The 21,853-nt window shown below is 70.2% G+C and carries 21 protein-coding genes and 2 pseudogenes; 10 read left to right on the top strand and 13 right to left on the bottom strand.

Annotated elements, in window-relative coordinates; translation table 11 throughout:
* Nucleotides 1-140: 140 nt before the first annotated feature.
* Both JE024_RS33085 and JE024_RS33080 read left to right on the top strand, forming a co-directional pair.
* Complete coding sequence (locus JE024_RS33085; protein WP_244883311.1) at nucleotides 141-659, top strand: DUF427 domain-containing protein; 519 nt, start codon at nucleotides 141-143, stop codon at nucleotides 657-659.
* A gap of 112 nt (nucleotides 660-771) precedes the next feature.
* Nucleotides 772-1,332, top strand: a complete 561-nt coding sequence (locus tag JE024_RS33080) for a DM13 domain-containing protein (protein ID WP_205377569.1) — start codon at nucleotides 772-774, stop codon at nucleotides 1,330-1,332.
* Nucleotides 1,333-1,500: 168 nt separating this feature from the next.
* On the opposite strand, the gene JE024_RS33075 is transcribed toward JE024_RS33080, so the two are convergent.
* From JE024_RS33075 to JE024_RS33065, 3 genes are all read right to left on the bottom strand, one after another.
* Nucleotides 1,501-2,220 carry an SGNH/GDSL hydrolase family protein gene (locus JE024_RS33075; RefSeq protein ID WP_205377568.1) on the bottom strand — a complete coding sequence of 240 codons (720 nt, stop codon included), beginning with the start codon at nucleotides 2,218-2,220 and terminating at the stop codon, nucleotides 1,501-1,503.
* A complete protein-coding gene (locus JE024_RS33070) occupies nucleotides 2,217-2,687 on the bottom strand; it encodes a cupin domain-containing protein (RefSeq protein WP_205377567.1) in 471 nt (156 codons plus the stop codon). Before JE024_RS33070 ends, JE024_RS33075 begins: the two co-directional genes overlap by 4 nt.
* 81 nt (nucleotides 2,688-2,768) lie before the next feature.
* The gene (locus JE024_RS33065; RefSeq protein WP_205377566.1) at nucleotides 2,769-3,605 is read right to left on the bottom strand and encodes an AraC family transcriptional regulator; all 837 of its coding nucleotides are present in this window, start codon (nucleotides 3,603-3,605) and stop codon (nucleotides 2,769-2,771) included.
* A gap of 483 nt (nucleotides 3,606-4,088) precedes the next feature.
* Here JE024_RS33065 and metG point away from each other — a divergent pair, with 483 nt between their 5' ends.
* Nucleotides 4,089-5,813: a methionine--tRNA ligase gene (gene metG / locus JE024_RS33060; RefSeq protein WP_205377565.1), complete on the top strand. Its 1,725-nt coding sequence runs from the start codon at nucleotides 4,089-4,091 to the stop codon at nucleotides 5,811-5,813.
* Nucleotides 5,814-5,926: 113 nt separating this feature from the next.
* On the opposite strand, the gene JE024_RS33055 is transcribed toward metG, so the two are convergent.
* The 3 genes from JE024_RS33055 to JE024_RS33045 all read right to left on the bottom strand — a co-directional run bounded on the left by JE024_RS33055 (nucleotide 5,927) and on the right by JE024_RS33045 (nucleotide 9,231).
* On the bottom strand, nucleotides 5,927-7,126 hold the full coding sequence (locus JE024_RS33055) for an alpha/beta hydrolase (RefSeq protein ID WP_205377564.1): 1,200 nt from the start codon (nucleotides 7,124-7,126) through the stop codon (nucleotides 5,927-5,929).
* A 557-nt stretch (nucleotides 7,127-7,683) separates the two neighbouring features.
* Nucleotides 7,684-8,034: a hypothetical protein gene (locus JE024_RS33050; RefSeq protein ID WP_205377563.1), complete on the bottom strand. Its 351-nt coding sequence runs from the start codon at nucleotides 8,032-8,034 to the stop codon at nucleotides 7,684-7,686.
* A 282-nt stretch (nucleotides 8,035-8,316) separates the two neighbouring features.
* Nucleotides 8,317-9,231: an alpha/beta fold hydrolase gene (locus JE024_RS33045; RefSeq protein WP_205377562.1), complete on the bottom strand. Its 915-nt coding sequence runs from the start codon at nucleotides 9,229-9,231 to the stop codon at nucleotides 8,317-8,319.
* 96 nt (nucleotides 9,232-9,327) lie between these two features.
* Between JE024_RS33045 and JE024_RS33040 the strand changes: the two genes are divergently transcribed.
* Complete coding sequence (locus JE024_RS33040) at nucleotides 9,328-9,999, top strand: TetR/AcrR family transcriptional regulator (RefSeq protein WP_205377561.1); 672 nt, start codon at nucleotides 9,328-9,330, stop codon at nucleotides 9,997-9,999.
* A gap of 348 nt (nucleotides 10,000-10,347) precedes the next feature.
* Here the strand turns inward: JE024_RS33040 and JE024_RS33035 are convergent, their stop codons facing one another.
* A complete protein-coding gene (locus tag JE024_RS33035; protein ID WP_205377560.1) occupies nucleotides 10,348-11,283 on the bottom strand; it encodes an AraC family transcriptional regulator in 936 nt (311 codons plus the stop codon).
* Between the two features lie 93 nt (nucleotides 11,284-11,376).
* Between JE024_RS33035 and JE024_RS33030 the strand changes: the two genes are divergently transcribed.
* Together JE024_RS33030 and JE024_RS33025 are read left to right on the top strand one after the other, a co-directional pair.
* Nucleotides 11,377-12,309, top strand: coding sequence for an NADP-dependent oxidoreductase (locus JE024_RS33030; protein ID WP_205377559.1), 933 nt, complete (start codon nucleotides 11,377-11,379; stop codon nucleotides 12,307-12,309).
* A gap of 838 nt (nucleotides 12,310-13,147) precedes the next feature.
* On the top strand, nucleotides 13,148-13,717 hold the full coding sequence (locus JE024_RS33025) for an SMI1/KNR4 family protein (protein ID WP_205377558.1): 570 nt from the start codon (nucleotides 13,148-13,150) through the stop codon (nucleotides 13,715-13,717).
* Nucleotides 13,718-13,732: 15 nt separating this feature from the next.
* On the opposite strand, the gene JE024_RS33020 is transcribed toward JE024_RS33025, so the two are convergent.
* The 3 genes and pseudogenes from JE024_RS33020 to JE024_RS33015 form a co-directional block, all read right to left on the bottom strand.
* Complete coding sequence (locus JE024_RS33020) at nucleotides 13,733-14,467, bottom strand: translation initiation factor IF-2 (RefSeq protein ID WP_205377557.1); 735 nt, start codon at nucleotides 14,465-14,467, stop codon at nucleotides 13,733-13,735.
* Between the two features lie 124 nt (nucleotides 14,468-14,591).
* Nucleotides 14,592-14,756: pseudogene (locus JE024_RS41365) on the bottom strand (pirin family protein); the annotation flags it as partial.
* A gap of 425 nt (nucleotides 14,757-15,181) precedes the next feature.
* Complete coding sequence (locus tag JE024_RS33015) at nucleotides 15,182-15,709, bottom strand: reverse transcriptase domain-containing protein (RefSeq protein ID WP_244883310.1); 528 nt, start codon at nucleotides 15,707-15,709, stop codon at nucleotides 15,182-15,184.
* Between the two features lie 593 nt (nucleotides 15,710-16,302).
* Between JE024_RS33015 and JE024_RS33010 the strand changes: the two are divergent.
* Nucleotides 16,303-16,824: pseudogene (locus tag JE024_RS33010) on the top strand (transposase family protein).
* A 50-nt stretch (nucleotides 16,825-16,874) separates the two neighbouring features.
* Here the strand turns inward: JE024_RS33010 and JE024_RS33005 are convergent.
* Nucleotides 16,875-17,429 (bottom strand): N-acetyltransferase, encoded by a 555-nt coding sequence (locus tag JE024_RS33005; RefSeq protein WP_205377556.1) that lies wholly within the window; start codon nucleotides 17,427-17,429, stop codon nucleotides 16,875-16,877.
* On the bottom strand, nucleotides 17,426-18,688 hold the full coding sequence (locus JE024_RS33000; protein ID WP_205377555.1) for an NsdA family TPR-like regulatory protein: 1,263 nt from the start codon (nucleotides 18,686-18,688) through the stop codon (nucleotides 17,426-17,428). The genes JE024_RS33005 and JE024_RS33000 overlap by 4 nt, the downstream gene beginning before the upstream one ends.
* A 152-nt stretch (nucleotides 18,689-18,840) precedes the next feature.
* Here JE024_RS33000 and JE024_RS32995 point away from each other — a divergent pair, with 152 nt between their 5' ends.
* From JE024_RS32995 to JE024_RS32985, 3 genes are all read left to right on the top strand, one after another.
* On the top strand, nucleotides 18,841-19,296 hold the full coding sequence (locus JE024_RS32995; protein WP_205377554.1) for a recombinase family protein: 456 nt from the start codon (nucleotides 18,841-18,843) through the stop codon (nucleotides 19,294-19,296).
* The gene (locus JE024_RS32990; protein WP_205377553.1) at nucleotides 19,277-19,690 is read left to right on the top strand and encodes a hypothetical protein; all 414 of its coding nucleotides are present in this window, start codon (nucleotides 19,277-19,279) and stop codon (nucleotides 19,688-19,690) included. The genes JE024_RS32995 and JE024_RS32990 overlap by 20 nt, the downstream gene beginning before the upstream one ends.
* A gap of 83 nt (nucleotides 19,691-19,773) precedes the next feature.
* Nucleotides 19,774-20,235, top strand: a complete 462-nt coding sequence (locus JE024_RS32985; RefSeq protein ID WP_244883309.1) for a hypothetical protein — start codon at nucleotides 19,774-19,776, stop codon at nucleotides 20,233-20,235.
* A gap of 576 nt (nucleotides 20,236-20,811) precedes the next feature.
* On the opposite strand, the gene JE024_RS32980 is transcribed toward JE024_RS32985, so the two are convergent.
* Nucleotides 20,812-21,777 (bottom strand): pirin family protein, encoded by a 966-nt coding sequence (locus tag JE024_RS32980; protein ID WP_205377552.1) that lies wholly within the window; start codon nucleotides 21,775-21,777, stop codon nucleotides 20,812-20,814.
* Between the last annotated feature and the right edge of the window lie 76 nt (nucleotides 21,778-21,853).

Here is a 21,853-nt window from a genome sequence, read left to right as displayed (position 1 = left end):
CCCGGGCAGTCGTCCGACGGCCGCCCCCGGCGGACGCTCCCGCGCGGCGCCGCTCCCGTGGCGGGCGCGCATCCGTGGGCCGGGGTGCGGAGGAAACACGTGGCACAGGCAGTCGGACGACACCGGGAATCGAGACCTCGATGAACACTGACGGCACACCGGGCGGCCCCCAGGGCATGCCGCGGTCCGGCGCGCGGCCCATGGAGTCGGTGTGGGACTACCCCAGGCCCCCGGAACTGGCGGGGGACGACCGCCGCGTGACCGTCCGGGCGGGCTCCCAGGTCGTCGCGGACACCCGCGCGAGCCTGCGGGTCCTGGAGACCAGCCATCCGCCGGTGTTCTACGTGCCCCGCGGCGACGTCCGGGCGGAGCTGCTGCGCGCCCGGCCGGGCCGTACCCACTGCGAGTGGAAGGGCACGGCGTCCTACTGGGACGTCGTCACCGACGACATCGTGGTGCCCGGGGCCGCCTGGAGCTACGAGCAGCCCCTCGGCCGGTACGAGGCCCTCCGCGGCCACCTGGCCTTCTATCCCTCCGCACTGCACTGCACCGTCGGCGGTGAGGAGGTCGTCGCCCAGGAGGGGGACTTCTACGGCGGCTGGATCACCTCCGAGATCCAGGGTCCGTTCAAGGGCGGCCCCGGCACCGGCGGCTGGTGATCCCGCCGGGGAGGCGGGGACCGGCTCCGTGCGGGCGGGAGTGCGGCGAGCTGGCGCGGCCGGTGCCCGGCATCGTTGAATGGCGTTCCGACGTACGTGAAGGGGGGCCGCGATGGACGACGGGCGGCATCGAAGGCGCAGGTCCTGGGCCGTGGCACTGTCCGGGGCGATCGCCCTCGCGGGAGTGGGGCTGTACTGGTTCCAGCCGTGGAAGCTCTGGCAGGACGAGACGGTGCGGGAGGCGCTGCCGGGCACCGCGCCCGCCGCGGACGAGCCGTCCGACGCCACCGGGTCCGCCACCGCTCCCCCGCCGTCACCGCGAACGGTGGCCGAGGGCCGGCTCATCAGCCACGAGCACGAGACCTCGGGAACGGTGCGCCTCATCCGGCTGCCGGACGGCAGCCACACCATCCGCCTGGAGAACCTCGACACCAGCAACGGCCCGGACCTGCGCGTCTTGCTGACCGACGCGCGGGTCGTGGAGGGCCGCGCGGGCTGGCACGTGTTCGACGACGGCGCCCATGTGAGCCTCGGCAAGCTGAAGGGCAACAAGGGCGACCAGAACTACCCCGTACCCCCGACGGTGGACCCGGCCGACTTCTCCAGCCTCGCCATCTGGTGCGACCGCTTCGACGTGTCCTTCGGCGCGGCCGAACTGACCGAGCCGGCCTGACGGCCTGTGCTCCTGCGACGCGGGCGGCCGATGCCACCCGCGTCGCCCGTCGTCCCGGGCCGCGGCGCTCCGAGGAGACGGCACCGGCCCACGAGCCGCCCCTCGACGCATGCGTCGTCCGCGCGGCGGACGGCATCCGACCGGCCGGGCGGCCGGGCGCCGGAGCGGCTAGCCGCTCCGGGCGAGCAGACCGGCGTCGATGACCTCGGCGATCAGCGCCGCGCCGCGGCTGTTCTGGTGGATCTGGTCGGTCGTGAGCACGAGACCTCGCCGCCGCGAGATCGTGTCGAGGCTGCGGCGGAGCACCTTGTGCTGGGCGAGGACGCCGACGACCTCCGCGGGGGTCACCTCCCGGTACGCGATCGGCGGCGGGTCCGCCCGGCGCAGTTCCTCGATCTGGCGTTCGTGGAGCGGAAGGCAGGCCACCCCGTTGCCGGCGGCGACCTCGGCGATCATCCGGCTGTACGCGTGGGACGCCTGCGCCGCCGCTCCGTCGAGTCGCTGGCCGAGTACCGGCAGCGACAGCAGACCGATCGTCGCGTCGGTCTCCGCCCGCAGCCGTGCGACGACGGCTCCCAGGCACTCCTGGAACCAGCCGGCCGACGGGCGGCCGGGGAGCCGTTTGCGCTTCACGGCCTGCTCGACGGGGTAGCCGGCGAGGCTCGCTCGGGCGTCGTTGGTCCCGATCAGCACGGTGATCACCTCGGGCGGGTCGGCGACCACGGCGTCGAGGCGTTGCAGGAGGTTGTAGGCGAAGTCGCCGTTGACGCCGAGGCGGGCGGGCCGCACCTCGCCGGGAGGGTGGCGTCGTCCGAGAAGTTCCAGGTAGTCGACGCTGAACTGCGCGCGGGTGAGGCTGTCGCCGAGGCACGCGATACGTGTCGTCACGGCGCTTCCTCCGGGCCGGGCGTGCCGGCGTGTCCGGTCGGGCCGGGGTCGGTCCGGGGACGGTGGTCGGTGCCGAGTCCCGCGGTGACGGCCAGGATGGACGACGGCCCCTCCATGTCGACCGCGTGCCACACCCCGGCCGGGTTGATGGTGGCCTCGCCCGGCCCGAGCGGTACGCGGTCGGGCACCCCGTCCACGTCACGGGTGACCGTCACCGACCCGCTGAGGCAGACGACCAGCTCGTCTCCCGCGGGGTGGCGCTCCCAGTGGTCGCCGGGCCCGTCGCCGTCGAAGATCATCACCATCCGGCCCTCGGCGCCGTCCGCCGCGACCGCGGCGCTGTAGGCCCGGAGCGCCTCCGGGTCCCAGGCGAAGCCCTCGACGGGTTTCGCCGTCGATCCCAGTCCGAGGTGCACGGGGACGGTCCGCAGGTCCATGGCACGGGGTTCGTCGTTGAGGAGTCTCATGCCGACGATCGTCCGCGCCGGCGGTCGGGCGGTCTTGAAGAAAAGGGAAGAGAAGCCGGCGCGAAGGGCGCGCAGCCGGCGCTACCCGGCTCCGAGGAGGACTTCGCCGCGACGCCAGGCCGTCGGCGACCGGCCCGTGAACTCGCGCCAGTCCCGCACGAGATGGGCCTGGTCGGCGTAGCCGGAGACGGCGGCCACATCGCCCCACGGGAGCGGGTCCCGCGCCGCCGCCAGTCGGTGCGCGTGCTCGAAGCGCAGGACTCGGGCGAAGGTCTTCGGGGACAGGCCGAGCTCACCGCGAAACCGCTCGGTGAGGTGCCGCCGGCTCCAGCCGAGCTCCGCGGCGACCGCCCCGACCGGGACGCAGCCCCGCGCGGCGACGAGGCGGCGCCATGCCTCGGCCACCTCGGGACGGAGCCGTCGCACGCGGTCCTCGCCGGCGCCGCGGCCAACAGCCCGGAGGAGCAGTTCGTCCAGCGCGGTGAACCGTGCCGCCCATGTCGTGGCCGACCGGAGCCGGTCGACCAGCTCGGCCGCCAGCCCTCCGAGAAGCTCGTCGAGGGGGACCAGCCGGTGGGCGAGCTCGGCGGCGGGCAGGCCGTAGACGGCCCGGGCGCCGAGCGGTGTCAGCGAGATCTGCACACCGAGCTGGCGTCCGTCGTGGTGGATCGCGACGGACCGGCACATCAGACCGCCGGCCACGCTGCCGAACCGGGTGACCGGCGATCCGTCGTCGACACCCGCCGCCACCTCCAGAGGGTCCGACAGGCTGATCACCGCGGTGAGCGCCCGGCTCGGCGGGCCGCAGTGCACCCCCGCCGGGAGCCCGCGGAGGTCGAAGCCGACATAGGAGTCGACGTACTCCCGCAGGGCGGGCGCGGGCCGTGCGCCGATCCCGGTGACCGTGTGGTCCTCCATGCGCGTCAGTGTACGAGCGGTCGGCCCAGGAGGATCACCGTCATGGGGGGGGCGGATCACCGCCGCTCGCGTCAGGCCGTGCCGGACCGGGCGGCGAGGGCCGCGTCCGGCGGGAGGAGCCCGTTCTCCGAAGCCCGCCGGCCCGGCTGGAATCTGCTGCGCGCCCCCAGATGCGCGGACACCGCCCCGCGGCCCTCCGTACCCTCCTCGGCCGCCACCCCCCGCGCCCCGCCCCACGCCGTGCCCGGGCCCATGCCCGGGCACGGGACATCCGGCCGTCCGGCGAGCGGCCGGTCCGGCGCCTCGGGCCGCCCGCCGGCGTCGCGCGGATCACCGCCGCTGGTCACGTAGGATGAACGCCGATTGGCCGTCTTCGTGGACTCGCTTGGCCGCCTGTCCCGAGACGGCCGTCGTGTTTGGCACTCTCCGAGCCTGCCACTGCCCCGCGGACGGCTCCGTACACACGAAAGGGAGCATCTCAGGATGGCTCGACACCTTGTTACCAGCGCACTTCCCTACATCAACGGGATCAAGCACCTGGGCAACATGGTGGGCTCCATGCTCCCCGCCGACGTCTACTCCCGCTATCTGCGCCGGCGCGGCCACGACGTCCTCTACATCTGCGCCACCGACGAGCACGGCACCCCCGCGGAACTCGCGGCGAAGGAGCGCGGGTTGCCCGTCGACGAGTTCTGCGCGCAGGCCCACGACGTGCAGAAGGCCGTCTACGACGGCTTCGCCCTCTCCTTCGACTACTTCGGCCGCAGTTCCAGCAGCCAGAACGCGGAGATCACGCAGCACTTCGCGCGCCGTCTGCACGAGAACGGCTACATCGAGGAGCGGGCGATCCGGCAGGTGTACTCGCCGGCCGACGAGCGCTTCCTCCCCGACCGCTACGTGGAGGGCACCTGCCCCCACTGCGGCTACGACCGCGCCCGGGGCGACCAGTGCGAGAACTGCACCCGGGTCCTCGACCCGACCGACCTGATCGCGCCGCGCTCGGCGATCAGCGGGTCCACGGACCTCGAAGTGCGGGAGACCAAGCACCTCTTCCTCCTCCAGTCGAAGTTGCAGGGCCAGGTCGAGGCGTGGATCGACGAGGTCTCGGCCGAGTGGCCGCACCTGGCGTCCTCCATCGCGCGCAAGTGGCTCACCGAGGGCCTGCACGACCGTGCCATCACCCGGGACCTGGACTGGGGCGTGCCCGTCCCGGCCGACACGTGGCCGGAGCTCGCCGCGGAGGGCAAGGTCTTCTACGTCTGGTTCGACGCCCCCGTCGAGTACATCGGCGCCACCAAGGAGTGGGCGGACGCGGCCGCCCCGGGCGAGACCCGTGACTGGCGGTCGTGGTGGTACGGCCCCGAGGGCGCCACGGACGTGACCTACACCCAGTTCATGGCCAAGGACAACGTCCCCTTCCACACCGTGATGTTCCCGGCCACCGAGCTGGGCGTGCGGGAGCCGTGGAAGAAGGTCGACTACGTCAAGGCCTTCAACTGGCTGACCTACTACGGCGGCAAGTTCTCCACCTCCCAGAAGCGCGGTGTCTTCACCGACCAGGCGCTGGAGCTGCTGCCCGCCGACTACTGGCGCTACTTCCTCATCGCGAACGCTCCCGAGTCCGACGACTCCGCGTTCACCTGGGAGCACTTCACGGCCACGGTGAACAAGGACCTGGCCGACACCCTCGGCAACTTCGTCAACCGGGTGCTCTCCTTCTCCCGCAAGCGCTTCGGCGACCTGGTGCCGCAGGGCACGGAGGCCGGCGAGGCCGAGACGCGGCTGGGCGAGGAGGTCGCCTCGCTGCTGGCCGAGTACGAGACCCACATGGACACCCTCCAGTTCCGCAAGGCGGCCCAGGCCCTGCGCGCGCTGTGGTCCGCGGGGAACTCGTACCTGGAGACCAAGGCGCCCTGGCTGGAGATCAAGACCGACCCCGAGGCGGCGGCGCTCACCCTGCGCACGGCGATGAACCTCATCCACCTCTACGCCGTGGTCTCCGAGCCGTTCATCCCCACCACCTCCGCCGCGATGCGCGCGGCCTTCGCGCTGGAGTCCGACACCGCGCGCTGGGTGAGCCCGGCGCAGGCGCGCTCGCTCGACGCGGTCCCGGCCGGCACCGCGTTCACGGTCCCGCCCGTGCTCTTCGCGAAGATCACCGACGAGGACATGGAGTCCTACCGGGAGCGCTTCGGCGGGCAGGACTGACCCGGGGCGCAAGCGCGCGGCGCATGCCGCCGGAGGGCCGGAATCCGTGAGGTTTCCGGCCCTCCGGCGTTCTCCGGAAATCCTGTCCCTGGCGCCATCTGTCGGCCAGGGGCTCATTCCGATGGCGACAGCACGCCGTCGAGGTCCCTGACCCAGCTTCCCTTCTGGACGCCGTACACCTTCTTGTCCTCGAGCCACTTCACGCACATGTGCTGCAGGAGCTGGTTGGCCTTGCGTTCCCACACCGGGTTGTGGTCCCAGCCCTCGACACGGAACATCAGCTTGTCGGCGCCCGGGATCGCCTGGTAGAGCTTGGGAACGGAGAAGTGCAGCACCGGCCCCAGCTCCTCCGGAGTATTGGCCGTTCTGTCCTGGTCCCCATAGACGATGCACACCGGCACAGTGCTGCCGAGCGTGGGGCCGTGCGGCACGGTGCTCCTGTTCCAGCCCCACCAGTAGGAGTTGCGCCACCGCATGACGCCCTCGGGTGCCCCGGCGGTTGCACCACCCCACTTCTTGCCGGTGCTGTCGCTGTCCATGATGGCCCGCCATACGTGATCGGCCAGAGTCGCATCACTGATGCCTGCTTGCAGCCCCGCCTTGCTGGTCAGGTTCATCGGGAACCCGAAGGCCGCGGCCGGGTCGGACACGGCCTTTGTGGGCAGGCCTGTTCCGGCAGGCGGAGCGAACGCTGCGGCGGGGTCCGTGGACCATCGGCCGTTCGGGGGGAACATGGGCGCGAGAAGGAACAGCCTCGCGACGTCACCCGGATGCTGCAGTGTGTACGGCCCCATGACGAACGCGGCCGCAGACCAGCCGATGAAGGACACCTGCTCGTTGGCACACCGGTTCCTGATGAATTTGACGACGGTGCCCAGCTCGTCCCATTCACTCTGGGAGTTGCCCAGTTGGGAGGGGTAGGACGCTGTCGCGGAGCAGTGCCCCGTACCGGGATTGGTCTTGAGGAAGCCCCGCTGGGCCGGATTGGCGTTGCACGGGTCGTCCATCCTCGGGCGGGGCGAGAGCCCGGACCCTTGGAGGTCCATGATGTACACGTCGTAGCCCTTGTCCGCCAGGGCTTGGGCCCAGCTGTAGCTGGTGTCCGGGTGCGGGGAGCCGCCGGGCGGGGGGAGTACGAGGTCGAAGCCGGGCAGAGCCGGAACGCTCCTGCCGTGAAGCATGAGGACCGGCTTGGGTGTACCGCCGGATCCGTCACTGTACTCCCGTACGAAGAGTTTGATCTCCTCGCCGAAGTTCGCAGGGATGCTTGAGGTGTGCTTGACCCAGTGGTTCGTGGGTTCCAGGTGTGACATGGCCGCCTCCGACGGCTTGGTCCTTTGCGTGATGGCCCCAACGGGTGACCCGCCTCAGTGGCGAGCACTGCACGGCCCCGCCCGTTCGGATTTCGCGCGGCAGCGATCCTGTCGGCATCGCCGCCTTTGTCGATCTCCAGATCAACGCTCCGGGCCGGCGAGCCGCCTGCTGCTGCGTTGAGGGGTTGTCCGTGGGACGGGTTTCCGTCGCACGGACACCGAGGCTGGACATCGCGATGCCGTGCACGATCCGAAAGGATGCGAAGGCGGCGGTTCCGGAGCGGAGCTTGGCGTTGAACGTACCGCCCTCGACGCCCGGCAGGAGTACCGCACGGTTGGTGAGCCGAGTCACCGACACCGACCCGGCGCGTTGTGACCGGATGATTGCCCAGGATCGCGGCGGGAGTGTCATACATGCTGCCGGGTCGCCCGCCACAGGACCCTCATGACCAGCCTTCACCCATTCGGGAGGCAGAGCAACCGGTGCACCGGCAAGTGAAATTGCAGGGCACCTGCCTCGCTCGAAGGAAACCGGGCCGCGGTTACGAGGCAGGGGCTCAGCAGCCGGCCGCACCGTCCGGGCACTCGGCGAGCAGCAGTCCGAAGACCAGGAAGAAGACAACCGGAACGCTGGACACCGCGGCCATGATCAAGAATCGCCCGCGTACGTCTCGCCGGTCCGCGAGCCGTGCCACCACCAATCCAACTGCGGGCGCGAGCACGGCGGTGAGCAGAGCCAGCAGACCGAACGCCCGACCGGCCTCCCGTCGCATCTCCGGCCATCCCATCGCGTGCGCGATCGCCGGTGCGCACAGAAGGAGCGGAGCCGACACCCACCACCACGACAGCACCCTGATGAGACGATCCGCTCGTGCCGGTGTCCCGCCGGAAAGGCCTGCGTTTTCCATGAACGAAAGGTACTGCACTGCTCTCAACAGGGGCCGAGCTGTTGAAGACTGGCGTCACACAGCGCCCGGTGCAGCAGGCGGGCCCACGAGGGGCGACGGCTCCCCGGCCAGGACGTGGAGCCGGAACCGGGCTCGATGCGCACGTCCGGGCCGCGTTCGGATGCGGACGTAGCCGTGTTGCGGCATGTCGCCGGGTGTCGCCGCGTGCACCGGCAGCTTGCGGCCGGCGCTCCTGCCGACAGGCGGGGGTCGCCGGTGTGACCCGCGCCGACCGCATGACGCTCAGTCTTCACACAGGGTGGCCGATCGGCCGTCGACGCGGTCGGCGAGCGCACGCAGCTCGTCGGCGTATGCGGCCCACACGTCGCCGACGAGGAAATGCCCGACACCTGGCAGCGCGCGCAGGCGGGCGCCGGGTACGGCCGCGGCGATGTCGCGTGCGGCGGACACCCGCAGCAGTGGGTCTCGCAGTCCGTGCAGCACCAGGGTCGGTGCGGTGATCCCGGCGAGCGGACCACCGTGCCACTTCGCACCGATCTGGCGGCTCTGTGCGTTCCGGTCACGGAAGCTGGTGACCTGGTGCGCGGCCTCTTCCTCCACGAACTCACGCACGTCGCCCTCGTCGACGTCCTGGCCGGGTGCGGCCATGACACGGGCGACGGCCACGGCCAGGGCGAGGTCGCCCTGCGGGGTCTCGGGATGACGCAACCTGGCGAAACGGACCAAGGATGCCACGCGAAGGTAGCGCAGGACACGCAGCCCCTTGACGTCGCTGGGCACGGCCGAGGACGTGGCGAGGGTGTGCACGCGGTGCGGGTGACGGATCGCGATGCGCTGCGCCACGAGCCCGCCCATGGAGTGGCCGAACAGGTGGGCTCGTCCCCAGCCGAGCGCGTCGAGGACGGCGATCGCGTCGTCGGTCAGATCCTCGGCACTGTAGGCCGGGGGCGCGTGGCGCAGCAGGGCTGCGACGGGCGCGCCCTCACGCCGGTCCGGCAGGTATGTGGACTGGCCGGCATCGCGGTGGTCGTAGGCCACGACATGGAAGCCGCGGCGGACCAGTTCGGCCACCAGCCCGCCGGGCCACCAGAAGCGCGAGGCTCCCAGCCCCATCACCAGCAGCAGCGGGTCGCCGCCCTCACCGCCGAGATCCTCGAAAGCTATCCGGACATCGTCGTTGCAGGCGAAGCGTGGCATGGCAACTCCCTCGCATCGATCGCGAACATGATTCGCGAACATCATTCGCGAACACCGTACTCGGAACGCTAGAGTGACGGCAACACGGGAGGTGCGGTGGCAGGACAGAAGGAAGAAGTGATCTGGCTGCGGCCGGAACAGGCACCGGTCGGACGGCCTGCCGAGCGCAGCCGCGCCGAGATCACCGCCGCGGCACTGGAACTGGCCGACCAGGAGGGCCTGGACGCCGTCTCCATGCGCCGCCTCGCCGCGACCCTGGGCACCGGCGCCGCATCGCTCTACCGCTATGTGGCCACCCGCGACGATCTGCTCGACCTGATGATCGACAGCACCGCCCGCGAGTACCACCTGCCCGCCCCGAGCGGCGACTGGCAGGCGGACCTCCTGGCGATCGCCCACGAGGCCCGGCGGATCATGCGACGCCATCCCTGGCTGCCCAGCCTGGTCGTCACACGTCCCGGCCTCGGCCCGCACGGGGTCGACCTGCTCGAGCACCTGCTCGACGTACTCGCCGACCACCCGGCCGAGCCCGCCCACAAACTCGAGGCATTCGCCGTACTGAACGCGCTCACCGCGCTGTTCGTCCAGAACGAACTGGCCGCAACGCACTCCGGTGCCCAGCGCCGGTCTTCCTACCTCGGCCACGTGGCCGCCGCCGGCACCCACCCCCGCATCGCGGCAACGCTCGCGGCCACCCAGCCCGAAACCACCGCGCACGACCGGTTCGCCACCGTACTCGCCCGCGCCCTCTCCGGAGTGCTGGGCTGACTCCACCACCGTCTCGGCGCACCACCCAGCCCCCGAGCACCGGCGCCTCGACGGTCCAGGGCTCTGACCACCGCAAGAGCGCCGGAAGCCGGGCACTGCTCTGCTTCACCCGGGAACCTGGCGCCGCAGTCGCCTTCACGCCTGCCCGGACCGGCAAGATCACGATCCACGACTGGAGCAGGGACGTGCTCGACCTTGCGTTCGCGGCTGCGATACAGGCGGCGGGCGTAGCTCCCCACCCTCCAGACCGCCACGGGCAATCGGGGTCGGCGCGTGCGGCATCTCCGATGCTCCGGGGATCGAGCATGCCGTCGACAGCGGTCTGCTGGTCCAGGCTGCCGTTTCGGATCAGTTGTTGCGCCGGTATGTGCCGGGCGCGGTTCCGTGGGTGCGTTTGAACGCGTGGGCGAAGGCGAACTCGGATGTGTAGCCCACCTGCGTGGCGACGGATCTCAGTGGTGCGTCCGATGTCCGAAGAAGTCGCGCCGCGGTGGTCATCCGCCACCAGGTCAGGTAGCCGAGGGGTGGCTGGCCGACCAGTACGGCGAAGCGTCTGGCGAAGGCGGCCCGTGAGAGCCCGGCTTCCGCGGCGAGTTTCGCCACGGTCCAGGGTGCTGCGGGGTCGCGGTGGATGGCGTGGATGGCGGCGGTGACCGGCGGGTCGTTCAGTGCGGCCGCCCATCCGGTGGTGTCCCCGCGGGCGGGCTGTCCGTTGAACCAGATGCGCAGGATGTACAGCAGCAGTGCGTCCAGGAGTCCGGGGACGACTGCGTCCGTGCCCAGGCGCGGGTCGTCCAACTCGGCGGCCAGAAGCTGCACCGCTGAACGCAACTCGGGATGGCGGTCCGGGTGTGCCGGCAGGTGGACAAGATCGGGCAGTGTCTGCAGCAGCGGGTGGGCGCGGGAGAGGTCGAGCTGATAGGCCCCGCAGAGCACCACGGTGGCCGGACCGCCGTCTCCGCTCCGGTCGACGCTGTCCGAGGCGTAGGCCTCGTGCAGCTCGTGGTCGCCGGGGCCGCAGACCGGTGCCGCCACCAGGCGCTCGGGGCTGTCGGCCAGGGTGTGCCCGCTGCCGTGGGGCAGGAACACCACGTCGCCCGCGCGCAGATGGACAGGCGCCGCGCCCGGAGGCAGAAGCCAGCAGGAGCCCTGCAAGATCACCTGGAAGCCCGCCGAACCGGGGACGGAGGCGAACTCCTGTCCCCACGGGGCATGCCACCGCACATGCGCCGACCGGGGCAGGCCGGTCCGCGTGACCGCGAGCACGTCGCTGAGTACATCCATGCGCCGAGGGTATGGGCACACACGAGACGCACGCGCATGAATGAGGCGGCCCGAAGCATGGATCGTCTCGACGTGCGGTCGTAGATTCGCGGCATGCCGATGATGAACACCGCGCGTATCCACGAGTACGGCGATACCTCCGTGATCCGCTTCGAAGCCGTACCCCGACCACAACCCGCGTTCGGCGAAGTCCTCGTCCATGTCGCCGCGACTTCGTTCAATCCCACCGAGGCCGCCCTGCGTGCGGGGAGGCTGCTGGAGTTCTTCCCTGCGCACCTGCCCTACACGCTCGGCTGGGACGTCGCCGGCACGGTGGCCGATGCCTGCAGGGGGACGGAGGGCTTCGCCGTCGGCGACCGGGTCATCGGGCGGCTCGACAGCGGTGGTGCCGCTGCCGAGTACGTCTGTGCGCCCGCAGCCGGGCTGGTCGCCGCGTCGGCGTCCGTGCCTCTCGCGACCGCTGCGGCCCTTCCCGTGGCCGGCCTGGCGGCCTGGCAGGCGGTCTTCGAGCACGGGCAGGTCGCTGCCGGTCAGCGGGTGCTGGTCAACGGCGCGGGTGGCGGCGTCGGAGGCTTCGTGACGCAGCTTGCCAAGCTCGCGGGGGCGGAAGTGATCGCCACGGCCAGTCCTCGGAGCACCGAGGCGGTCCTGCGGCAGGGGGCGGATCACGTGATCGACTACACCGCAGGACCGGTCGGTGCCGCGCTGCACGGGCAGGTGGACGCTCTGCTCAATCTGGTCCCACTGAGCCCGCCGGAGGCGGCTGCTGTGGCGGCTCTCGTGCGCCCGGGCGGAAGGATCGTCTCGATCGCGACGCCGATCGAAGCGGCTGCCGACGCCGGGGTGAACGCGATCCACATGGTCGCTCACAACGATGTGACGCATCTTGCGAGACTCGTGGCACTCGTGGACGCGGCCGCACTCACCATCGACATCAGCGCGTCACGACCACTGGCCGACCTCGCGGACGTCCACCGACTGAGTACGTCCGGACGCATCCGCGGCAAGGTCGTCATCATCCCGTGAACACCGGCGGCTTCACGTGCCGCGCCGGCAGGTCGCCGCGCACGTCGCGGGCACGGGCCGCGCCGCCACAGGTCGCCCCCTCGCAGGGAGCGCATCTCGTGGACCCTCCTGTCACTACGTCGCCGCATCCGCCCGGCTCCGGCCGACCGGAGGCCGGCATCCTCACCGGGATGGACGCCCAGGCCACACGAAGGCCGAAGTCGGCCACGACATGGAGGACTGACCACACCTGGGCGCCTGCCCCGCCGCTCGCCCGACGGGCCCTCGAGGCCGACCGCTCCATCGGCCTGCTCCTGCCCTGGAAGGGTGCCGCCGCCGTGGCGACCACACGCTCGTCCAGGCCCTCAGCCCGGGCACCGTGGCCCGCGTACCGCCCTCGTTGCGGCCCGGAGCGGTTCGTCGGGTACAGGCGTAGCGAGCCGGGCCTCCCGACGGGAGGCTGAGCACTTCAGAGTCGTGCACCTCGCCGGTGAATTCGGCGAACCGGACCAAGAAGGGCTGGTGCGCCTGGCCGGCAGGGGCTGCCCCCTTGCAGCGGCAACTCCAACCCGGAGCAGCTGCGCGCAGGCTCGCGGAAGGAACGTTGCCTGCGCCGCCGCCCCGGGGGTGCTCGCCCCGCGACAGGCGATCGCGGGTACCGGCCACCCGCACCCCGAACGCTGCGACACAGACCCCCACTGACACATCATCAGCTTTCAGCGCATCAAGCCGAACGACGGGCGGATAGGTGCTCGACGTAGCATCCTGCAAGGTTCTCCGGACGGCGTGCGCGACGTGCGCCCCCGACGCGATCCGTGGAAGCGTCCGCAGGGAGCGGGCAGGAGGGGAAGCAGAGAGAATGCGTGTGGAAGAGAGCTGGTCCCGCGTGATGAGTCTGCTCCGGCAGCACGCCCCGGCTGATCACGCCGATCTGCCCGGGCCCGCTACGGAGCAGATGCTCGTGGCCGCCGAGAAGCGGATGGGTATCCCCCTTCCGCAGGACCTGCGGGCTTGGCTGCTGCAGAACAGTCTGGATCTGCCCGAGGAGGAAGTCGACGACGAGGTGATGTGCTGCGGCTTCGCCGGTTTCCCGGATGAGGGAAGCTTCTTCCTCGGCGTCCGAACGATGGAGCGGCTCTACGCGAACCGCTCACGTCCCGGTGGATTCGACCCCCCGGACCAGCCGGACGATCCGTTCTGGCGCAATGAGTGGATCCCGTTCCTCTCGGATCAGGACGCCTGGGCCGGAAAGTTCGTCGACGTTCGGGACGGGCGGGTCGGCAGGTGGTTCGTGGGTGAGGCCACTGTCACGGGTGAGTACGAGTCACTGGCCGACTGCTTCGACGGCCTGGCGGAAAAGCTGACCAGGATCGGCGGTGGGGAGTATCCGGTTTGCGGGGTGAGCGAAGGACGACTCGTCTGGACGTGACCGACGTTCCCGCAGTCAGTGCGGTGGCGGCAGCGGGTCCAGGGCGTTGCCCACCGTGCAGCCGCCCTCGCCGGGCATGCGCTGGGCCCGCGGTGGCGTCCACACGTCGGTGCTGCCGGGCTCCACACGTGCGAGGAGGCAGCTCTGGGGGTCGAAGCCGTTTCCTTCGACCGACAGGAGAAGGCCGACCCGTCCGCCGTCTTCCTTCATCTCGGTGCGGACAGCCGGATCCATGTCGAGGGCAGCGACCGCCCGGCGCACCTCGGCCGCCTCGACGCGGCCGTTCTGCGGCACCCGGGGAAGCTGCGCGCGGAGTTGTGCGACCGGCAGAGGGGGAGGCTCGGGTGGCGGAGCGAACGCCAGTGGAGGGCCGTCCGGGCAGTCAACGCCGTGGGGCGTCCCACCCCTTTCGGTCCCGGATGACACGCGCAGGACGAAACAGCGCCGCACGACGGTCTTCCGGGAGTCGAGCCGGTCGCCGTACGCCGAGCCGGAGGTGCGGATGATCACCTCGATGCCGTCGTCGTGGGTCGAGGTGCCCGTCACACGCAGCACCTCGACGCCGTCGATGTCCGCGGCGGAACGGCCGACTTCCGCTGCCGATCGCGGACGCTGCCCGTACAGCTTTCCACCTGCCTCCACGGCCACGTCCTGTGCGGCGTCCGCCGCACGTTCCTCGGGGAGCTGCACCACCACCCCGCAGCCGACGACGAACGGCAACAGCGGTGCCAGCAGCAGGAATCGGCGCATGCCCCACCCCTCCCTGCGCGACGCCCGGCGGACAGCCGCTCACGTACTCGGACCGATGAGGGTGATCGTACTCAGTCGGTCCGAGACAGCCGCGGAAACCGCCCCTGGGGGGGTCGCCCCCGCTTCAGCGCACCCTCCCCCGCGGCTTCAGCGCCACAGGCGGGAGTTCAGGAGCCGACAGACGGTCACCGTCGTAGCCCTTCAATTCACCGAACCGGGTGCTGTTCATCCACTCCTCGCGGGCCTGTGCTACCTCCTCGTGCGAGCGGCCGGTGAAGTTCCACCACATAGCGCACCCTCTGACCATTCATGCAGGTCAGGGCCCTCTTGGAACCGAATTGGTCAGCAAAAGGTCAGCATCGGTCGCAGGAGGGTGGTCGTCACATGGCGGCAGGGACGCTGGTTCGCGGGATGGCGTCGTTCTTCAAGGAGTGCGAGCACCCGCGGCCGCGGTGGTCGAAGTGCCGGCACCCCTACGTGGTGCGATTCCGGAATCATCGGGCCGACAGGTGGAGGAGTCGGGCTTAACGACTAGAGACGTGGCCATCCGCCGGTTGAGGGAGGTCTACAACGCGAAGCAGGTTGCGCCAGGGGGCCGAGCGCGGGCGGACCGGGTGGCGATGTACGGCGCGATGCGGTTCGAGGAGGACGCCACCGAGTGGGCAGCAGGCCAGCGAGACTTGGCCGCCTCGTCGATCCGGCATCTGGACTCGCTCATGCTCCACCACAAGGAACGCCTTGACCAGCCGCAGCACGCGCTTGTCCTTGACTCTCACGCGCGCTCGGTCCATCAGGGCCCGTGTGGTCGACGGAGTCGAAGCACGCCTCGATATCCGCCTCCAGCACCCAGCGATAGCCGCTGGTGCCGTAGCGGTGGATCTCGGCGATCGCGTCGTGTGCGCGCCGCATGGGCCGGAAACCATAGGAGACCGGCAGGAAGTCGGCCTCGAAGATCGGCTCCAGCACCAGCTTGAGGGCGGCCTGGACTACCCGGTCGGTCACGGTCGGGATGCCGAGCTTGCGCACCTTCCCGCTCCCGCCGGGCTTGGGAATCTTGCGCTCGCGCACCGGCAACGGACGGAATTCACCCGCCTTCAGTACGCGTCGCAGGTCCTCCAGGTAGCCCGGGAGGCCGAGTTCCCGCTCGACGTTGACGACCGTGAGGCCGTCGACGCCCGGGGATCCGGCCCCCTTGTTGCCCGCGACCCGTTCGAACGCGACGAGCAGCGTCGCCGGAGCCATAGTCGGACGCTGCCCAACGGTGAAGCTTGGTCTGCATCCCCGATACCCGCTGGCGAGGCCCCACCGGGGCCTCGGGAGCACCGCCGTTCAGCGGTGCGTCTTTCGGCATTGCAGCCTCCTTCCCTTCTCGAAACCGCTGCCGCCCTTCCCCATGTGCCGGGCTCTCCCCCGCTCGGAGTACTACGGCGGCTCCGCCCCGTCCCGGCCCGATAGGCCGACGGTGGACCCAGCCCTCCCACTGCACTGGACGCACGGTTTGAGGGCGAGACCGGGACGGTTCCCGTGTTCACTCACTGTTCGATCGTCGGAGTAGGAGCCCGGCTACGCCCCCGCGGCCTCGCCACGGCTACCCCGCAGCACTTCCCGTGGCCCCCCGCGCGACCGGAATAGACCACGCGGAGAGTTCCCCGCCAGCCGAATATCCAGCAGGGACGCACCGCATCCAGCCCACATCCACCAGGTTCGAGCTGGCGTGCCTTAAGGAGGCGTAGACGCCGGTTCCTCGCGTACTCCTCTCCGTCTCGCTCGCCGGACCCGCACCATCTGGCAGTACTGGCACGTCCCGGCTTTGTCGGGGCTGCTTCCCGCCCTCCCTGGCACTTCCCGGATCAGGCTGCCCCAGCTTCAACCGCCCTGCTGCGACAGGACGATGGTGGTGGCCTGGCCTTTCACCTCCACTCGAACAGCAAGCGCCTCACGGCGCACACTTCGGAAAACACAAGAGACACGGCATGAACGTGCAGGTCCTCGCCGATCCACACGGCCGACTGCTGTGGGCCTCACCAGCGCTGCCTGGCAGCACCCATGACATCAGGGCGGCCCGCACCCACGGCATCATCGACGCACTTACCGACGCGGGCCTGCCCTGCTGGGCGGACACGGGCTACCAGGGTGCCGGCGGTGCCGTCGGAGTCCCCTTCCGCGGCCGATAAACCCAGCTCTCCCCAGGTCAGCAGACCGTCAATCGCTCCCGTGCGCGGATCCGGGCTCTGGGGAAACAAGCCATGGCCACCCTAAAGACCTGGCGCCTCCTGCGAAAGCTGAGATGCAGCACCATCCGCATCACCAGCATCGTTCGAGCCGTCCTCACCCTGCATCTGGTCTGCTCAAAGTAGGGTTGGAAGCGGCTCACTGAGTGAGGGAAACAGAAGGCGTGGGGTGCCGCTCAGTCCAGCGTGACGGCGCGGAGCATGGTGGTGAAGCGGGGTGAGTCGGGGAAGGGCTGCTGAGCGCCAACGGATTGGTAGCCCCAGGCCTCGTAGCGGGCTTGGACGGCGCCGCTTCCGGCCGCGGGGTTGACCAGGAGGGTGACACGCTCTTCAGTGCGGGGGCCGAGCCATGCCTCGTGGAGTTGCCAGGCAATGGATCGGCCCCGCCACTCCTTGCGTACAACGATCTCGTTGAGCGCGACGGTGCGGTGTCCGTCTTCACGGGTGAGCTCGACTGGCTGGGGCTCCAGCATCGAGTCCCACCACTTCGTGTCGGAGGCAAGGGTCGTGCCGAAGCAGAAGCCAGCGGGCTGCTCACCGTCGTAGCCGAGGACTGCAGTCCAGCCAGGGCGGGACGCATAGGCGGCGAGACGCTCGTCGAACCGGTCTCGATCGTAGAAGGGGCCGGTCAGCCCGAAGTCACGATGCCGGACCTCGACGTGGATGTCGAGGATGGTCTCGCGGATCTGGTCCAGGTCCTCGGCCGTGTAATGCCTGACGTCGACGGTCACGCAGTTGCTCCTCGCGGGTAGTGGGCGGCCCAATCAGCGGCAAAGGAGGTGCCGCCGGCCTGGATGGTGAGGTCGCGGTCGAATTGCGCGAACAACGCTCCGGTGCGGCCGGGAAGATCGTGCCCAGGGCTCGGCAGCGAGGCCACGGCAGTGGCGCATGCAGCCTCCGCTTCCCCTTGGCGAAGTTGGGCAGTGGCGAGCAGCGCGGAGTAGTAGACCCGATTGCGATGGAACTCTGGGCGGAGGCAGGCGAGCGCGTGGTGCAGGTGTCCCTCAGCCTCCTCGTGCCGGGCCAGGCGGAGCATGGTGATGCCGGCGAGGCCCTCGAACTCTGCGCGGTCGTAGAAGTCGACGAAGGCGGGGCGCTCCATTGCGTTGATCCGGTGAAAGGCTGCGTCGGCCCGGCTCAGGGCCCTGTGCGCGGCCGCCCGCTCGCCCGCCTGCGCGTGAACTGCGGCCAAGCGGGCGGCGGCGAGTGAACGGAACAAGGGATCGCGGCGACAGACGTGGGTGGTGCTGCTCATCTCTGCTGCGGCCACGGCGTCAGGAAGCTGGCGTTGCTGCACGTAGAGGACAGATGCGTGTCCCCACAGGCGCATCTCCATTGCGGTGTCACCCGAGAGGCGGGCGAGGCGCAGGCCGCGGTCGAGATGGCGGCCCGCGCGGTCCGGTTCCATACGGTCGATGGCAGCCCACAAGGCTGTCCCGGTGAACGCGGCAGCCAGGGCGTAGAGGCGCTTTCGGACACGCTCGGTGGCCGCGCCGATCGCCATGAGATCGAGGGCGTGCTGGGCGTGGGCGAGTGCGCGCGTCTCCAGGTCGACGGAGAGCCCTGCCGTGTTGTCGGCATGGATCAGGCGGGCAAAGTTGGCTTCGAGGCGGTCGGCGTCGGCCATACCGATTCGAGAGGTCCCTGAAGGCGCGCCAGGGGCGAGGGCCGTGGCGGTGAAGGAGGCTGCTGCTGTGGTGAATGTTCGTCGGCGCACGTCGTCGTCCTCTGGTGGCGCTGGGGTGATGCGGGCTCGGGCGATGAAGCCCAATTCCTCGGCGGATGCTCCGAACTCTGCTTCGAGGACGAGCCGTTGTCTCCGCTGCGGCCAGCGAGTCTTTCCGGTCAGCCAGTGACGGATGTGGCGGTCCGACAGGTTGCCTGGAGAGCCGGTCAGTTGCTCGATCCTGAGGTTCAGCCGCTCCGCTAACTCCGCTTGCCCCAGTCCGGCGCGCTCCATGGCCGCCGCGAGGAAGACATTTGCCGTCACTCGTTCACCGTAGCGGGGCTCCAACCGTGGGAAGGTAAAAATTTCCGGTCCCCCGAGCCGCGAGCGCCGCCGCTATTTCCTGTGCGCGTGCTGTGACAGGTCGTTGACTGAGTGACGTCACGACCTGTCGGGAGCGAGGGAATGAGGAGTCGATGATCACGCCCGGAGACGACTACGGCGAGGGGGTCCGTCAGGACCGCTTCGGCCAGCTTCACGCCCGGCGCCGGGACATGCTCGCCACGCTCAACCCGCCCACCTGTGGCTTTCGAGTCGTTCCCTACGCGCTCACCGTTCATCCTGTCGCACCGTCGGCCACGCTCCAGCGCGTCCGCGCCTATGCCGCCTTTCGAGGGTGGCGCGTGGTCCGAGACGGACTCTGGGACAACGGCGGCATGGACCGGCCCGACGCCCGAGACGGGTGGATGGAAGCCCTGAGTCTGGTCCGCAACGGCGTGGCAGATGGGATCGTCACCTTCGACGCTGCCGCAGTGAGCGCCCTGCCCTCCGAGTACGCCGCGGTTCTTGACGAGTTACAGAACAGGGCAGGGTTCCTCGCCCATGTCCCTCCGAACTGGAAGGAGGGGGCTGATGTCGCCGCGCGCCCGTGAAGCGAACACGGCCTTCTCGATTGAATTCGGTGACTGGGCCGAGCAGAAGGCCCGTGTCGAGGCCCGCGCACGGCTCACCGCGATGCACTGGCCCGGGCCCGTTGAGCACGCCACTGCCGTAGTGGGCATCCTGGCCGACAACGCCAACCGACACGGTCGGGGCAGCCAGCGCCGTTTCAGCGTCGGCCTGCGCGTAGGCGCAGGAGAGCTCACGGTTGACGTGACCGATGGGAAAAGTGCCTTCGACGCCTTCGACCAGGTGGTCGGACGGTTCGGCGGAAGTCTGTGGCGGGCCCGCATCATGCATGGCGCCCGTCTAACCTGGCACCTGAACCACGAGAATCCCGGCAAGACCGTGCGCGCCATACTGCAGCCGGGTCCGGTGGCCCTGTGACCGTCACCGCAGCACCTGACACCCAGCTGATGATGCAGTCCCTGTTACAGCGAGCAGGTGCGCCCGGTGAGCCGGCTGCCGATATGGCAGACCTTGCGGAGCTGCTCCGTACCCTCCTGGCAGTCACCGCCCGGCAGAAGACCCGCGTCCGTCTGGGCGGCAATCTCTTCGATGTCGTCGTGACCAGCTCTGGCTTCCAGGCCCGCGCCGCGGCAGCCGTCATGGACGAAGTCCAAGGAGAGGGTGGCTGTGGTCCGGTTGTCGAGGACACCCGTGACCACCTCTTCTACTGGCTCGTCCCGCCCGGGACCACCAGGCGATGGAAGCCGCACACACACGCCGTATGTCTCAGCGAGCCCTTCCGGATAATGCTGCCGTCCCTGGACACCACGGTCTCACCTATCGAGCCGGGCCCGTACTGGTTCCGGCCCTCGGCGAGCGACCGTCTGGTCCCCGCCGGCCCGCTCTGGCGGACTCTGGCCGAGTTCAGGCCGGAGCCGACTCCGCATGCCGCGTTCGCGGCACGCCTCGGCATCACCCCCTAGATTCCCGTGTCGGTCGGTCCCCCCGTAACTGCCCGACACGGGCGCATCCCCTGCTGCCGGAAGCGGCTCTCCGGCGGCAGGGGACCCCTCACTCTCCTGCCCGGCCTCCTGGCTCCCACCATGTGGCAGCCGCCGACCTGGACGTACAGCCGCGGCCGATCTGCCCCGATCCCGGTCTTGAGCGTGAAGTCCGGGCCCGGCGGCCGCCGGGCTCTAAAATCCGAAAACCGGCGCCCTGCCCAACGGCGTCAACTAGAGGCAGGAAGCGAATGCCCTCGCTGACATACACCGCTTCATGCCCGGCTGCTCGCCACCGTCACTGCTCTCCCAACTCCCTCCCGCAGGTCGGGGCACGGTCTTCGGTGCACGGATACAGCAGAGCTGTTGGCCAATCAGAAAGGTCAACAAAGGTCAGCATCAGGTCTGTCAGACATTGCCTAACGCAACCACACATGGCGACGCGTCCGAGCGCTCGCAGCACCGCGTGTGGCAAGCCCCGGGAGCGTTCCGCTTCCACGGAACGGCGTCACCCCCGAGGCTTCGCGCACGCACCTGCGGACCAGGCATCACCGCAGTTCAGCGCACCCTCCCCCGCGGCTTCAGCGCCACAGGCGGGAGTTCAGGAGCCGACAGACGGTCACCGTCGTAGCCCGTCACTTCACCAAACCGGGTGCTGTTCATCCACTCCTCACGGGCCTGTGCTACCTCCTCGTGCGAACGGCCGATGAAGTTCCACCACATCACGATCTCCTCATCGAACGGCTCGCCGCCGAGGAGCATCAGGCCCGCGTCGGATGCGGCGCGCAGGGGGAGATCGGTGCGGCCGCAGCCGAGGTAGAGCATGGAGCCGGGGAGGACCGGGACGCCGTCGACGTGAGCCTCGCCGGACATGGCGAGGACCGCGTACTCGAAGTCGGGGTCGAGGGGCAGACGGGTGTCCGTGCCGGCCGCGAGGGCAAGGTCGGCGCCGACGATCGGGGTGTAGGCCGTGCCCGGCGACTCGGCCCCGTCGAGGGAGCCGAGAATGACCGTGGCCGTGAGGCCGGGGGCCGTGACCTGGGGCAGGTCGGTGTGGTGCTGGAAGTGGGGCTCGACGCCGCGGTGCGCGCCGGGCAGGGCGACCCAGAGCTGGGCGCCGTGCAGATAGCGGGCGTGCTTCTTCGGGCTCTCCTCGGAGTGGCTGATCGCCCGGCCGGAGGTCATCAGTCCGAGTTCGCGCGGACGGATCGTGGCGAGCGAGCCGGTGCTGTCGCGGTGCAGCACCTCGCCGTCGTGGAGCCAGCTCACCGTCTGGAGGCCCATGTGCGGGTGGGGCGGCACCTGCATCCCGGGTTCGTCGGCGATGTCGTCGGGGCCGTAGTGGTCGACGAACGCCCAGGCGCCGACCATGCGCCTGCCGAGGTTGGGCAGCAGCCGGCGGACCTCGGTGGACTCGCCGAGCTGGACGCGGCGGGGGCTGAGGAGTTCACGGACGGGCTCGGCGACGACGAACCCGCGACCGCCGCAGACGGACGGGGCGGGCTGACGATCGAGATTGCTCATGGCGCCCAACCTAATTGCTGAGGCGGCCCGCAGGGGCTCCCGGGGTGCCGTTTCCCGGCGCGGGAATGCACGGCTA

Source organism: Streptomyces zhihengii (genome assembly GCF_016919245.1).
GTDB lineage: Bacteria > Actinomycetota > Actinomycetes > Streptomycetales > Streptomycetaceae > Streptomyces > Streptomyces zhihengii.
This window is presented reverse-complemented; position numbering and strand designations above follow the sequence as displayed.

Coding starts and splice junctions, on each gene's coding strand:
- JE024_RS33055 (WP_205377564.1), bottom strand. CDS start 7,126: ATGTCACACCTGGAACCCACGAACCACTGGGTCAAGCACACCTCAAGC.
- JE024_RS32980 (WP_205377552.1), bottom strand. CDS start 21,777: ATGAGCAATCTCGATCGTCAGCCCGCCCCGTCCGTCTGCGGCGGTCGC.
- JE024_RS32990 (WP_205377553.1), top strand. CDS start 19,277: ATGTCGCCGCGCGCCCGTGAAGCGAACACGGCCTTCTCGATTGAATTC.
- JE024_RS33020 (WP_205377557.1), bottom strand. CDS start 14,467: ATGCGCCGATTCCTGCTGCTGGCACCGCTGTTGCCGTTCGTCGTCGGC.
- JE024_RS33080 (WP_205377569.1), top strand. CDS start 772: ATGGACGACGGGCGGCATCGAAGGCGCAGGTCCTGGGCCGTGGCACTG.
- JE024_RS33065 (WP_205377566.1), bottom strand. CDS start 3,605: ATGGAGGACCACACGGTCACCGGGATCGGCGCACGGCCCGCGCCCGCC.
- JE024_RS33050 (WP_205377563.1), bottom strand. CDS start 8,034: ATGGAAAACGCAGGCCTTTCCGGCGGGACACCGGCACGAGCGGATCGT.
- JE024_RS33030 (WP_205377559.1), top strand. CDS start 11,377: ATGCCGATGATGAACACCGCGCGTATCCACGAGTACGGCGATACCTCC.
- JE024_RS33015 (WP_244883310.1), bottom strand. CDS start 15,709: ATGGCTCCGGCGACGCTGCTCGTCGCGTTCGAACGGGTCGCGGGCAAC.
- JE024_RS32985 (WP_244883309.1), top strand. CDS start 19,774: ATGGCAGACCTTGCGGAGCTGCTCCGTACCCTCCTGGCAGTCACCGCC.
- metG (WP_205377565.1), top strand. CDS start 4,089: ATGGCTCGACACCTTGTTACCAGCGCACTTCCCTACATCAACGGGATC.
- JE024_RS33025 (WP_205377558.1), top strand. CDS start 13,148: ATGCGTGTGGAAGAGAGCTGGTCCCGCGTGATGAGTCTGCTCCGGCAG.
- JE024_RS33070 (WP_205377567.1), bottom strand. CDS start 2,687: ATGAGACTCCTCAACGACGAACCCCGTGCCATGGACCTGCGGACCGTC.
- JE024_RS32995 (WP_205377554.1), top strand. CDS start 18,841: ATGATCACGCCCGGAGACGACTACGGCGAGGGGGTCCGTCAGGACCGC.
- JE024_RS33045 (WP_205377562.1), bottom strand. CDS start 9,231: ATGCCACGCTTCGCCTGCAACGACGATGTCCGGATAGCTTTCGAGGAT.
- JE024_RS33085 (WP_244883311.1), top strand. CDS start 141: ATGAACACTGACGGCACACCGGGCGGCCCCCAGGGCATGCCGCGGTCC.
- JE024_RS33035 (WP_205377560.1), bottom strand. CDS start 11,283: ATGGATGTACTCAGCGACGTGCTCGCGGTCACGCGGACCGGCCTGCCC.